Consider the following 13,469-nt stretch of genomic DNA (forward strand, 5'->3'; position numbering starts at 1 on the left):
GTCTTTTGACCAGAAGCTTTCTTTTTTGCCCGCCTGGGGAATTGTCATTCCCCTACACGGGCACTGGCGTTTCCCCTTTTTCGTTCTGGAGAATCGTCATGAATCAGCCTGTCGAACCCCGCAAGTATTTCGATCTTCATCTGCGAGGCCTCGGTTATCTGTCGCGCGTGCGCGACGTGACCGCCCGGGGAAATGGTCGCAGCAAGGCCAAACCCTTTCTCGCATGCTCCATCTCCGCGTTTCATGGCGATCCGAACGTCGAGAACGGCGTCGTCTATCTTCCACTCGATCTGATCGTCTCAGGCGAGAAGGCGAAGGAAGCAGTCCGTGCCGTGATGGACGACGCGAACGATCCGGATGTAAAGGTCCTCGTCTCCTTCCGCGCGGGTGACCACTACATCCGCACCTTCGAGCGTACCGGCAATCGCACGGGCGAAACCGGCGCTGTCCTCAAGGGTCGTCTGCTCAAGCTCTTCTGGATCAAGGTCGACGGCCAGGAAGTCTACCGGGACGAAGGCGACGACGACGCTGAAGCAGGCGACGCCGACACTTCCGCGGAGCCCGTCAACGGGCATGAACCGTCGACGGGCGATCGCGACCAACGCAATACGCCTTCTGCGGAGAAGCCGGCCAACGGCCGCGACATCGGGGCCCCAAGCAACGATGCCGCATCGGCTGACCGCACGGCCGACTCCACCGCAACGCGTAGCAACCGCTATCCGCCGCTGCGCCGCCATGCGAACGGAAGCACCCGCCGCCCGTCCGCCAACGCGGAATAACCGGCGCCCCTCGGTCCCCGCCTCGTGCGGGGGCTTCTCTCCCGCACTATCGGACCGCCGGTTTTCCAGGGCGACGCTCCTCGAGCCCGCTCCGGAAAGCCGGTACCGTCCCGCAGATCGTCGACCGGGTCCACGGTGGCCCCACTACGCCGTGCCGTTTGCGCCGGACCGATCGTCCCGGCCCAGACACGCGCCTGGCAGGGGTTAACTGCCAGGCGTTATGCGTCATTTGCACTCACTGCCAACCAGCGCCGTTGAGGACCAATGAGGCATAACGTGTTCACTGCCGACTTGCCAGTTGCAGGTCCGTCTGTCGCCGCGTCAGGCGACACCTTCACAGCCATCTTCCGGTGCCATTGTCTGCACGGCTGTACCAGCGTCGCCATGATGCCGGGTCCGGAATAGCTCGCTTCCCCGCTCTCAAGTCGTTCCTTTGTTCAACCCCCGCGGGGAATGCGCTTCCCCTCCCGGGCAGCCATCCTCCGCGCCTTTTCCGGAGGATGTGATGAACGAGACCACTGAAACGCACGACATCGTGGCCACCCTTGTACCCGAGGACCGTCGGTTGGAAATCCTGCCGCGTTATTTCGGCAAGCACGTGATCCGTGCCGAAGTCGCTGTCTACACCGCAATGTCGTCGTTGTGCGCGACGTACCACGGCGGATTCTGGGACTACGTCGAACTCTCCAACGACGCGTTCTACATGGCGCCCCGTCTGGATGGCCCACTGCCCATCACCTGCGATGGCAATGGATACGATGGCGAAATGAGCTGCGACGCCGCCGGCATCGTGGCCACGCTCTTCGCCCTGAACGCCATGGCGTGGACGACAGAAGACGCCAAGTTCACAGAGCTCTATCACAGGCTGCTCGCCTTCGTCCCGTTTCACCCAGAGGCGCGCGAGATCTTTGCGGCAATCGATTAATGGGCTGACGGACTAACGCGCAGCCCACCCTTCATGCCTTGCGGAACGCTGCCCGCACGGCGCGTCTCCGCAATTCTCCCGGAGACAACGATGTCAACCTGCACTTCCATCGCCCCTTCTCGCCGTGCCATCAGCGGCTTTGATTCGAGCATGCGTCACGGATCACTGGCACGCGCGTACTGCTTCCAGCACGTTCCAGCGTCACAGCTTCATGCTGCCGAGCAGCCCGATGATGACGACAATCCATCGCATCAGGCTTTTGAATGCCGCGACGGGCGCACATTGCCCCGCTATACAGCGCAGAACGTCGACCTTCCCGACGGCCTCTACCTGGGGCTCTTCAACGGACGCGACGATCCGCTTGCGTCCCCGCTCGTTACAGGATTCGATGGCCCGCTGATTGGCCGGCTGCGTTATTGCCATACGGTCGAGGCCCGCGACCTCAAACTAGAATTCCTCGATCCGTTCGAAGGTCTTCGATTCTTCCCCGACATGGAGCGCATCGCCGGACCCGACGGCGAGATGCCCACCGGCAGGATCACAATGCCAATCCAGCTCGTACTGAACGCGGGCGCAATTGCTTTCGACGGTCGGTACTTCGCCGACTGGACAGTGTTCGTCATCAGCTCGGTGCGCCCCGTCATCGGTCGCGACCTTCGCTCGCAACGGCGCGCGTGACCGGAGACTTGTCACCGCATCACATCATTCTTCCACCTGCACCAGATCAACGGTGCGTTCCCCGCGGGGCATTAAACGCGCTTTGGGAGAAATGCCTCGACTCACCGTGCGAGGTACACCATGGGTTGGCTTTTTGGTCATGGACAAACGCGTGCGCAACTGATTGCACGCCTCATACGCAACGCGGAGCACGATGACTGTTCACGCCGCTGCTTGCGACACTGTTGCAGCGGCAACGTGCTCTGGACGGTTTGGGAAATCGAACGCCCCAGCGACGCACCGTTGCGTTACATCGGCTGCGACCTGCTCGCGTGGGACAAAGGCTGCGCCGGCTGGGGTTACAAGGACCTGTGCGAGGAAATGGAGCCGTTCTATTACTCGTGCCCGCTCGCGTATCTCGAGATGGTCCCCCCCGCTTCACCGGCGTGGCGCGAAAAGGTCCGAGCGTGGCATGCGGCGCGCTCGCGTGTGTTGAGGCCCGGCGACATGTTGACGCTCAAAGGGCTGTCGATCACCGAGGCTGTCGTCGTCGGCCGACGTCATCGCACATGGATCGTCGAAAGTGGCGGCCGCCTGTTTCGCCTTCCGCCTCGGCTCTTTCATCACATCGTCGAGCAACAACGCTCTGACGAACCTGCCGCGCAACTCGCTAGCTAGGTTCGTCAACGCCGCATAGGCGCGTGGGCCAGTCTCCGGGGTCATTTCTGAGGCGCCGCATTCGTGGCGCTTCAATCGAGACCCATTCCTCTCGATCCGTTCGATTTGGATCCGTGCGTCGCCGCTTCACGCGAAAGCTATAGCCGCTTCCGGCGCACTCGCCGGGTACCTGCCCGTCACGTTGTCAGACGGGATCGATCCGTATCTCTTCAACCCAACCGTGGGACGCCATGCCCGCGAGGGTGCGTCCCGCCTCACTTTCTGGAGGCATCGTGATCTCTCTTTCCGGCACGCTCGACGTGCGCACCATCAAGGGCAGCAACGGCCCATTCCAGGTCGGCGAACTGACCACATCTGTCGGCGAATTCAAGGTCAAGGATAAGGTGCTCGAGCAGTTCGAGCCGGGCGCCTACACAGGGACGTTCCTCATCGACAAGATCTATCCGCACAGCTACGTGTGGTACGGCAAGGTCACCGTCGAAATCCGCGCGAGGCTCGCCGATGCACAGCTCGACAACGACGAGCCGTTCAGCGAGACGAACCAACCGCCCTCGTCGGCGGAGCCGGATCCGGCCGATGAAGAACGCACACCAGGCACCACAGCGCTTGCGCGTACCCATGAAACCCCAACGACCGCCCCGCAACCCGCAGGCGAATCTGGCGAGCTGTATCTGCCCGATCTGTTCGGCACCGAACTGGCCGATGCGATGGTAGCCGGCGAGCCGGTCAAGCTCGACCCGACCGTCGATCGCGGCGTGTTCCGTCAGCAGCGCGACCAGCTTCGCGCGTTCGGTTACGCCTTCCAGGCTTCCACCCAGACCTGGCTCAAGACCTGATTCCTTCCACTCTCGTGTGCCCGGCCTTCGGGCCGGCGACACAGCACGCCTCGATGGAGTTCGACATGGCCCTCATCTTTCCTCGTCTCGCCCGAAATTTCATTCGCAACGGGTACTTCCCCACCGATGCGGTCACGCTTGAGCGGATCATTCCGGCCCTCGCGCTGACCGATTCCGACAGCCCCGTGCGGCTGCTCGATCCCTGCTGCGGTGAAGGCGCCGCGCTGCACGACCTGAAACAGGCACTCGCGCAACAGTGCGCGACCCCCGACACAATCCGAACGTTCGGCGTCGAGTATGACCGTGAGCGTGCGTGGCACGCGAAGGACGTGCTGGACACCGCTGCACACACCGACGTCCAGGACATGTTCGTCACTGCACGCAGCATGGGACTGCTGTTCCTCAACCCGCCGTATGGCGACGTCGTTTCGGACAAGGCGCAGACTGGCGAGCGTCAGCCCGATCGCCTAGAAAAGCTCTTCTATCTGAAGACGGTCCCGTGGCTCGCGTTTGGTGGCGTGCTCGTGCTGAGCGTGCCGTACTACGTGATGGACCGCGAATTCGCCACGATGATTGGCCGCAACTTCGCACAGGTCGAAGTGTTTCTCGCGCCCGATCAGACGTTCAAACAGCTTGTCCTCTTCGGCGTCAAGCGTCGAGCCGATGGTGTCGACACGGCACTGGCCACACGCCTCGCGCGAATCAGCGACGGCGAACTGCCCCCGGAGTTGCCCGAGGACCGGGCAGCAGAGCCGTATCGCATCCCCCCGACGATGGGCGAATTTGCCTTCATGTCCACACGGATCGATGCGGCGCAGCTCGAGCACGAACTGCGCCGCCTGCAGCATGCCACGCTGTGGACGCAGTTCGCCGCGATGTTCTCGTCGAAGGCGGTCAAGCCGCGCCGTCCGCTGCGCGACCTTTCCGACTGGCATCTTGCCCTGGCGCTAGCGGCCGGACAGATCACCGGCGTGGTTACCGGTGTCGACGGCACACGTCTGCTCATCCGCGGCGACACCATCAAGCAGAAAGAACAGGAAGTCCAGATCGAGGAAACGGACAAGGGTGACATCCGCACCACGATCCTGATGCGCGACCGGTTTGTTCCGACCATCGCCGGCATTGACTTCACGCCTGGCCCGAACCTCGGTCGGATTGTCTCGATCCGCTAACGCGGGTCACGTCTTCAACCCCGCGGGGCTTGACCCGCAGGGGGCGGGTTCCGCCCAGAAAGGACACCCGAATCATGACTAATACGAGCTCCACGAACCAGCCACTGACCGCTTACCTGGTCGGCTATAGCCTCGACCATACCCACCGGGTCGTCGTCGGCATCCGGGCCGCCAGCGCCGAGGCTGCTTGCGCCATCGCGCGTGCGGCATTCGACGCCGGTACGTTGTGGGATGACGCACCGAACATGCCGCTGCTCTACGACGACTATGAGGAACTCGATGGACAGATCCTCAGTTTCGATGCAACGGGAGTCACCGCATGGCCGGCCGCCGACGTCTCGGTCCGTGCTGTGCGACTGCACGCAGCCGCACACCCGCTCCTATCGTTCGCACGACTAGTCGACGACCGATTGCCTCGAGCAGCATCGATCGAGACCTGGCATCCCGAAGCCTTGGTATCGATGACCCTCACAGCCGGACAGCTCCGCGAACTTCGCGCGCTGCTGGAAACACTGTCCCAATGCTGACCCGCTGCCATGCACATCCGCGCCCTGTCTTCAGGGCGCTTTCCCCGACTGTTCACCGGGACGCTCAAGGAAAGCGCTTCGCGCTGCACGTTTTCCCGCTGGTCTGCCGGTAGCAGACCCGTTGTCGCCCGTGACGCGACACCTTCAGCCGTACCCCAGCCGCTCTTTCCGGCGCCTTCATCTGCGCATCGGCAGCTCCCTTGCAGGAGCCACGGAATGGTCCTTTAACCCGCCCGGGTCAGCGCCCGGTGGGTGCGCCGGGCATTCACGCTGGAGCACCCCATGCTGTATCCCATCAAGGAACTGCAGGACATCTTCATCGACGCCTGCGTGCGTGCACCCGACGGTGAGCTCGCCTTCGTATCTGTCTTCGGTCGCGATGGCGCCGTTCAGCAGCTGTACGCCTCGCTGCATCTGGGCGTCCAGGAAGGCGGCATCCGTCAGATCACCCTGATTGACCCCGACAGCAGCCAGACGATCGCCGCCGTACCTATCGGCGATCCGCGGCGGCTGGACAAATACAGCGGTCGTCTGCCGAAGGACAACCTCTTCGGCAACCTCGTGCATACGTGGATCTACGACGAGTCGCTGCTAACACCGTCAAAGGCCACCGGCTCGGCATGGCTGCTGGTTGACCGTGAAACGCAGGCGCACGACGAGGCGGCGCTGGAAGCACGTGCTTGGTCGCTGATTGAACAGCTCAGTCCGATACCGCTGTTGCCGCATTGGCGTTCGCTAGTCCTCACCGAACTCGGTGAACGACTGGTCAGCAGGCTCGACGAGACACCCTCTGCACCCGTCGGACGCCTCGACGCATTTCGGATCGCGCTCCCTGACTCGTTCACTGAAGCGATTTCCGGCTTCGTCCGCAGCGGTGCGCTCGCAATCGACTAACGAGCCTGACTGAGCTGGCCGTCTCTGAAGTGATGAGCGGCCTTCCTTCAATTTCTCTAATCCAGCGGGACCCGCATCCCGTCCCGGGGGCACGTGGCCCGCATCTTCTGGAGACGCATCATGGAAGATCTGCAATCCGCCGTCGTCGACGGCGATGCCGCACGCGACGACATCGCAACTGACGACAATGCCGGCGACGTGATCGCCCTGCCGGACTTCATCTCGAACTTTGGCGCCGGCCTGCTTGACGCCGTCCGCCAACAAAACCCGTCGATTTACGATGGGCAGCGCCCTTTACAATGGGACGCATTGCTCGACGAACTGTCGCGACAACCGTTCCCGGCGCAACGGGAAGTGATTCATGCGATCACGACACTGTTGACGCAACACGCACCGGGCGGCGTCATCAATGCCGAAATGGGTACCGGCAAGACGCTGATGGGAATCGGTGTGGCTGTCCTGCTCCATCATTGCGGCTTTCCGCGCACGCTGGTCATCGCGCCGCCGCACCTCGTGTACAAGTGGCGACGTGAGATCAAAAGCACGGTGTCGGGTGCTCGTGTCTGGATCCTCAATGGCCCGGACACGCTGCGCAAGCTCCTCCAACTCCGTGTCATGCGTTCGCGGCCAACGGTACCCGAGTTTTTCATTCTCGGCCGCGTACGCATGCGCATGGGGTTCGACTGGAAGCCTGCCTTCGCCCGCCGCGTCGCAACCCTCGATATGGAGACGGACGCCATCACGCGCGTGTTTGCCTGCTGTCCTGCCTGCGGCGAGTTCGTATGCGACGAAGACGGCAATCCGCTGACACCTACCCAGGCTCGTCCCGCGCTCAACGAGAAGCGTCGCGCGTGCAGTTGTGGCGAACGACTGTGGACGCTGGCACCGAAAGGCCAGGGCACGCGGTCGATGCGCGAGCTCGTGAAGGGAGCGCTGCTGCAGATGCCTACCGTCGGCGAAAAAACCGCCGAACGCCTGCTTTCCCGGTTTGGCGAATCGATGCTCGCGGACATGCTGCAGGATAACCTGTACGAGTTCATTAACCTGATGGACGACAGCGGCGAACTCGTGTTCTCGGACCGGCAGGCGAAGCGCATGGAACGCGCGCTCGCCCATACGGAAATCTCATTCGGGCAAGGCGGTTACCAAGCCTCAGAGTTCGTTAAGCGGTATCTGCCACAAGGCTACTTCGGTCTGCTGATCGCCGACGAAGGCCACGAATACAAGAATGAAAACTCGGCCCAGGGCCAGGCAATGGGCGTACTCGCTCGGAAGGCGTCGAAAACGTTGCTGCTCACGGGTACGTTGATGGGCGGCTACGCCGACGACCTTTATCACCTGCTCTATCGCCTGAATCCAGCCATGCTGATCGAGGACGGGTTCAACTACAACAGGAACGGCTCGATGGCGGCCGCAACAATGGCGTTCATGCGAGAGCACGGCGTGCTCATCGATATCCACAAGCAGGTCGACGAAGGCTCGCACCGCACCGCGAAAGGCGACCGTAAAAGCGTTTCGACGGTGAAAGGTCCTGGCTTCGGTCCAAAGGGCATCATGCGGTACGTCGTGCCGTATACGGCCTTCCTGAAGCTCTCGCAGATCGGCCAGAACGTTCTGCCGCCCTATGACGAGTCTCTCCTCCCAGTTGCGCTGACCGAGGAAATGGCAGCAGCGTATCGCACGCTCGAATCGATGCTCACATCGGAACTGCGCGCTGCGTTACGCTGCGGCGACAAGAGCCTGCTCGGCGTGGTGCTCAATGCGCTGCTCGCGTGGCCGGAATGCTGTTTCCGTCCTGAAATCGTGCGTCATCCTCGCACGAAGCGGATCCTGGCCAGCGTGCCTGCATTGCTGCGCGACGATCAACCCGGCCCCAAGGAAGAAGAGCTCTTGCGACTCGTTCGCGGCGAACTGCTAAACCGCCGGCGCACGCTGGTCTATACGACGTATACCGGCACGCGCGATACGTCGGTACGACTGAAGAACCTGTTCGATGCGGTAGGTGTCAGGGCATCGGTTCTTCGCGCGAGTGTCCCTGCTGAGAAACGTGAGGACTGGGTCGCCGATCAACTTGAGCGTGGCGCCGACGTCATCATCACCAACCCCGAACTGGTCAAGACCGGGCTCGACCTGCTTGAGTTTCCCACCATCGCCTTTCTCCAGTCGGGCTACAACGTCTATACGCTGCAACAGGCCGCACGCCGAAGCTGGCGAATTGGCCAGACGCTCGACGTCACGGTACGTTTTCTTGGGTATGAGGGGACCGCGCAGATGCGGTGTCTAAAGCTCATGGCACAGAAGATTGCCGTTTCGCAGTCCACCTCCGGCGACATGCCCGAGTCCGGTCTCGACATTCTCAATCAGGGCGGAGAGAGCATCGAAGTTGCGCTCGCGCGGCAACTCGTGAGCCAGGAATAGCTGGAACCGCATCTCCTAACTCATCCCCTCACGGAGGAATTCATCATGATCCACTTCGTAGCAGCGGATCTACGCCCCGTGATCTGCGAAGCCCGCGCACAGCAATGTCGAATGGTGCTGGTGAAGGATCACGGCGTCTACATGCTCTCGGAGAAAGGCGAAATGAAAAATGGCCGACGCAGCATCATCGCGTGGGCCGTCGAGTGCAATCCCGATACGGTGCCATTCAACGACTGGTGGGAGCGCGCCCGGACAGAATTCGGCGGCGATGATTTCGTCGAACATCTCGACCCCGCCGATGCGGTCTTTGACCGCGTAATCGACAAAGGCTTCGATCTCCGGATCCTTGCCGACGCCGGTTACCTCTACATCGACGCCGTCGCCCCGCAGTCCTGAAGGTCTCCCTTCTTTTCACTCCCTTTCAATATGATGCGCCTGATCCCTTCCGGGACCGGGCGCTTTTTCATCGACGGTAGCGCGCGAGCAAAACCTGTCCTATCCTCGGCAGTGCAGCGCGCGCTTCACTGGGGAAGGACCGGCCGGCATCGACCGGCCCATTGACGAGTGTCTCCCTGTGAACCCCATGTTTTCGCTGCCGCCACGTCTTCGGCTCGCGCGCGCAACTGTCCAGCCTGTCCCACATGCGCTCGCATGCGTTGCTTCGATCGCCACCGGCGCACTCATAGCGCTGGCCACATGGTACCCGGGGCACTGGCAGGTGCTCCTGCTGCTCCTGCCTGCCGTATGGTCGCGCGTGCGTGGACGCACCTCGGCGTTCGCGATCTGGATCGGCTATTACCTCGCCGGCGCACGGGATATTCCCGTCGTGAGCATGCGCTTCTTTCCCGGCTATGGAGAGCTGACGCGACCGGAAGCGTTAATGCTCGGCGTCGCTTTCTGGATCGCGCAGGCATGCGTGCTGGCGACACCGTGGGCCGTACTCAAGCCCGAACCGAACGCGAGCGCCGCACGCCACTCCTTGTGTGCCGCCATCGCGACGATGCTCGTGACCGTACCGCCACTCGGGATCATTGGGTGGTTATCGCCAGCATATGTTGCCAGCGCCCTGTTTCCAGGTTGGAAGGCGCCTGGCTTGGTACTTGGCATCACCGCCACCGCGTGCACGGCCTCCATTTCACGCGCTCGCTTCGCCCGACAGGTTGCAACGCTGCTGGTGATCCTCTCCGTCGTCGCGCGCGGTGTGGCTAGCGCGCCAGTCGTACCGTCCCGATGGACAGCACTCGACACACGCCTCGGCCGGTTCGATCAGTCCGGCTATGCATCGCTCTATGCCCGGACACAACAGGTCCAGGCCATCGCGCAGCGCGCATTCAGCAAAGGTGCCACCGTCGTTGTCCTTCCGGAGGAAATCGTGGGGCTGTGGCGCCCGGCCATGGGCTACTGGTGGCGTGACGATATCCAAGGATTCGCCGCGGCGAAGCGCACATTGATCGTCGGCATGGACCTGACCGTGTCCGTCACGCCGTTCCGGTACACCGACAGCGCGGTCATCGTCGGCGCGGACCACGGCCGCCTGGATAGTCGCCAGCCGGTGCCAGCGGCGCTGTGGCGCCCCGGTGCGGCCGTCAGCGCGATCCGCGGGAATCTCACTCAGCCATACGTCGGGGTCGCAGGCAAAAGCGTAGCCTTCTCGATCTGCTATGAAGATCTACTGTGGTGGCCGCACTGGCGCGTCCTGCTGCAATCGCCCGATGTGATCGTCAGTCTGTCCAACAGCTGGTTCGATTCGAACCTTGCGCTCGCACACATCCAGCGCCAGGGTATCGCCGCTATCGCCCGACTGTCCGGTGTGCCATTGCTGCGCGCAGTGAACCGGTAGCGTCCGTCGGCACGGGGATGCGTGGGATAATCCGTCACGTCCCCGCTCCCGCTGTCCTGATGCCGCGATGCCGAATGCTGTCCGAAGACGAAAGCGCCTCGTTTGCCCACCGATCGGTGCGCTGATGCGCTACCGGGACAGGATGGTCCGCGTGGTTGCCGAGGCGAGCGGCCAGCGCGCCGTTATCGAGTCCATCCTTGAAGACGGACGCCCGTTGAGGAGCGTAGTGAAGTGGCATAACCTTGTGAGTCCTGGCGACCAGCTCTTCTGAGTCCGACCCATGCAACTCGATATTTTTGACGACAGCCGTGATGTGATGCTGCGCAACGATGTCCTGTCGGCATTACAACTCCACGATGCTCCCAGCGCCCGGCGAGCGCTGCAACTCCTCGGGTATGAATATCCGGACGATGCAGCCTTTGTGTCACTTGACACGCTCGTGACGGCTCTCGAAGCACGGTGCAACCTACCGTTCGCGAACCATGACGCCGCGCTTGCCGCGCGCGAAACGCTGCTGGCCCGCGCCCGGCCCTCGGCGAACCAGTTGATGGGCGAACGGGCCGCCATCGCATGGCTTGCGCCGTTCTGGAACGAACTCGCGCAGCGCGCCGGCGGTCTGGCGTTCCGTGCGGCCCAGCCCGATGCGCACTGCGCCGCGTTCTACCTGCATACCGGTGACTGGAAAGCCGCTGAAACCGCCGTCACGCGTATCGAATCATGGCGACGCATTCCCGCGCCGCTGATGTGGATGGCCGAATGCCGATACCGGCTTGATGGTCTCGAGGCCGCCTGGTCGCTTCTGGCCGAACTCGCATGGCTTGCTCCCACCCGTTTCGCTGGCCTGCTCCGGCACCTCGAAGACAGCTCGCTTAATACCCTGCGCCGGGCGTTCGATGCGTCTTTTGAAGGAAGCGGCGATGTCGCCGACCTCGCCTGGTTTCCCGCCTGGGTACTGATCCAGAAAACCAGCCTCGCCCCCCTGCTGAAGCAGGCGCAACCTTGCCGTGATACAGAGCCCGAACGCGCGGCAAGACTGGTGCTTCGGCTGCTCGCGCTCGAGCGCGAGGGCCGTCACCACGAACTGATGGAGAGCCGCCGCGATCTGCGCGACCTTCACGATCCCCTCTACCGGCTCTATATGAAAACGCGCTGAACGCTGAGGACGCGGATGTCACATACGAACTCACATCGATGGTCCTTCGCCGCCCGTTTCCGGCGCAACGCCTTCGGCTGGAAATCCGCGCTACCGATCCAGCGCCTGAAGGAAGCGGTCGTCGAAATCCGGCTGGTGGCGCGCTCCGACGCCATCCTTGCCGCCGAAGGTGCGGTGCTCCTGCTCGAAAAACTGTCTCCGGCACTGGAACAGGTCGACAGTTCGTCTGGTGCGATCGGCACCGCGGTCAATCGGGCCATCGATGCCCTGGCTCCCCTGATTGCTGCTGCCAAAGTTGATTCCACAATCAGACAGGCGTGGCTGGAACGTCTCTTTGAGGCGTTGCAGGAAGACCAGATACCGTATATCGAACGCCTCGCTGATGTATGGGGGCAACTTAGTGCGACACCGGATATGGCATCCGCATGGGCGGACAGGTTGCTGCCCATTACCGCAAATGTGATCGGCCCCGACCGACAGGGTGGATTCTTTGTTGGGGCGACCGCGTGCATGAGTGCGCTTTACGTCGCGCAACGATTCGACGAACTGCTCGCGCTGGTGGATTCCGCGCGCATGACATGGTGGGGCTACCGACAATGGGGCGTCAAGGCGCTGGTGGCGCTCGGTCGGCCTGCAGAGGCGTTGCGTTATGCCGAGCAGTCGCGTAGCGCCCATGCGCCGGAAAGCGCGATCGCCCTCGCATGCGAGTCGATCCTGCTCGCCAGCGGCATGACGGACGAAGCCTATCAGCGATATGCCATCGCCGCTAACCGCGCAGGGACGTATCTCGCGACCTTCCGAGCCATCGTGAAGAAGTATCCCGGGCGATCGCAGGCGACAATTCTGCAGGATCTGATCGAAAGCGAGCCCGGTTCCGAAGGCAAATGGTTTGCTGCCGCGAAGGACGCGGGACTCTTCGATCTGGCGATGTCGCTCATCCAGAGGAGCCCGACCGACCCGCGCACCCTGATTCGGGCAGCACGCGAGTTCGCACAGCGGCAGCCGGCGTTCGCGATGAACTGCGGCATGGCCGCACTGCGCTGGATCGACGCCGGTGCCGGATACGAGATTACGTCGGCAGATGTGCTCGATGCCTATGCAGCGCTCAGCGATGCGGCCCGCGTGAACGGACCTTCTCGCGATGCAATCAACGCGCGACTTCGGGAACAGTTCGGGCCGAGTGCAGCCTCCGCTTTCGTCAGCAAGGTGCTCGCGCCTTATATCCGGTAGCTGCACCCCGGCGAAGCGCGATCGTCGCCGAGGTAGCCGGTTATGGGATAGCGCTACTACCGCTCGCCGCCGTTGACTGCATCCTTGAACCCCTTGCCCGCGGTGAACTTCACCGTTTTCGCGGCGGCGATGCTGATCTCCTCACCGGTCGCCGGATTGCGGCCCGTGCGCGCCGCACGCTTGCCCTGACTGAACGAGCCAAATCCGATTAGTTGCACCGTATCACCCTTGACCACCGCCTCCGTGATCGCGCCGATCACAGCATCGATGGCCTCGCCCGCAATGACCTTGCTCGAACCCGTCGCAGCCGCGACGGCATCAATCAATTCCTGCTTGTTCATGAATTCTCCTTCTGTCAAT

At 62.6% G+C, this 13,469-nt stretch carries 14 protein-coding genes; 13 read left to right on the forward strand and 1 reads right to left on the reverse strand.

The genetic code is table 11. From position 1 onward, the window contains the following. Window positions 1-98 precede the first annotated feature (98 nt). The 13 genes from VSR68_RS22695 to VSR68_RS22755 all read left to right on the forward strand — a co-directional run bounded on the left by VSR68_RS22695 (window position 99) and on the right by VSR68_RS22755 (window position 13,109). Window positions 99-779, forward strand: a complete 681-nt coding sequence (locus VSR68_RS22695) for a DUF3577 domain-containing protein (RefSeq protein ID WP_342941978.1) — start codon at window positions 99-101, stop codon at window positions 777-779. 505 nt (window positions 780-1,284) lie between these two features. Further along, window positions 1,285-1,704, forward strand: a complete 420-nt coding sequence (locus VSR68_RS22700; RefSeq protein WP_342941979.1) for an antirestriction protein — start codon at window positions 1,285-1,287, stop codon at window positions 1,702-1,704. A 90-nt stretch (window positions 1,705-1,794) separates the two neighbouring features. Beyond that, window positions 1,795-2,382, forward strand: a complete 588-nt coding sequence (locus VSR68_RS22705; RefSeq protein WP_342941980.1) for a hypothetical protein — start codon at window positions 1,795-1,797, stop codon at window positions 2,380-2,382. Between the two features lie 237 nt (window positions 2,383-2,619). Then, window positions 2,620-3,039 carry a hypothetical protein gene (locus VSR68_RS22710; RefSeq protein WP_342941981.1) on the forward strand — a complete coding sequence of 140 codons (420 nt, stop codon included), beginning with the start codon at window positions 2,620-2,622 and terminating at the stop codon, window positions 3,037-3,039. A 272-nt stretch (window positions 3,040-3,311) separates the two neighbouring features. Then, window positions 3,312-3,875, forward strand: a complete 564-nt coding sequence (locus VSR68_RS22715; protein ID WP_107153734.1) for a DUF3275 family protein — start codon at window positions 3,312-3,314, stop codon at window positions 3,873-3,875. 65 nt (window positions 3,876-3,940) lie between these two features. Beyond that, window positions 3,941-5,047, forward strand: coding sequence for a DUF6094 domain-containing protein (locus tag VSR68_RS22720; RefSeq protein WP_342941982.1), 1,107 nt, complete (start codon window positions 3,941-3,943; stop codon window positions 5,045-5,047). A gap of 74 nt (window positions 5,048-5,121) precedes the next feature. Next, window positions 5,122-5,574, forward strand: coding sequence for a hypothetical protein (locus VSR68_RS22725; RefSeq protein ID WP_342941983.1), 453 nt, complete (start codon window positions 5,122-5,124; stop codon window positions 5,572-5,574). A 282-nt stretch (window positions 5,575-5,856) separates the two neighbouring features. Then, window positions 5,857-6,468 carry a hypothetical protein gene (locus tag VSR68_RS22730; RefSeq protein WP_342941984.1) on the forward strand — a complete coding sequence of 204 codons (612 nt, stop codon included), beginning with the start codon at window positions 5,857-5,859 and terminating at the stop codon, window positions 6,466-6,468. 120 nt (window positions 6,469-6,588) lie between these two features. Next, complete coding sequence (locus VSR68_RS22735; protein WP_342941985.1) at window positions 6,589-8,886, forward strand: DEAD/DEAH box helicase; 2,298 nt, start codon at window positions 6,589-6,591, stop codon at window positions 8,884-8,886. Window positions 8,887-8,931: 45 nt separating this feature from the next. Continuing rightward, a complete protein-coding gene (locus tag VSR68_RS22740) occupies window positions 8,932-9,282 on the forward strand; it encodes a DUF3085 domain-containing protein (protein ID WP_342941986.1) in 351 nt (116 codons plus the stop codon). A gap of 187 nt (window positions 9,283-9,469) precedes the next feature. Then, window positions 9,470-10,726, forward strand: a complete 1,257-nt coding sequence (locus VSR68_RS22745; protein WP_342942025.1) for a conjugal transfer protein TraB — start codon at window positions 9,470-9,472, stop codon at window positions 10,724-10,726. Window positions 10,727-11,006: 280 nt separating this feature from the next. Then, complete coding sequence (locus VSR68_RS22750) at window positions 11,007-11,879, forward strand: hypothetical protein (RefSeq protein WP_342941987.1); 873 nt, start codon at window positions 11,007-11,009, stop codon at window positions 11,877-11,879. Between the two features lie 15 nt (window positions 11,880-11,894). Continuing rightward, on the forward strand, window positions 11,895-13,109 hold the full coding sequence (locus VSR68_RS22755) for a hypothetical protein (protein WP_342941988.1): 1,215 nt from the start codon (window positions 11,895-11,897) through the stop codon (window positions 13,107-13,109). Window positions 13,110-13,165: 56 nt separating this feature from the next. Here the strand turns inward: VSR68_RS22755 and VSR68_RS22760 are convergent, their stop codons facing one another. Continuing rightward, window positions 13,166-13,468, reverse strand: coding sequence for an HU family DNA-binding protein (locus VSR68_RS22760; RefSeq protein ID WP_342941989.1), 303 nt, complete (start codon window positions 13,466-13,468; stop codon window positions 13,166-13,168). Window position 13,469 lies beyond the last annotated feature (1 nt).

Source organism: Paraburkholderia phymatum, from assembly GCF_038900715.1.
Classification (GTDB): Bacteria; Pseudomonadota; Gammaproteobacteria; order Burkholderiales; family Burkholderiaceae; genus Paraburkholderia; species Paraburkholderia phymatum_A.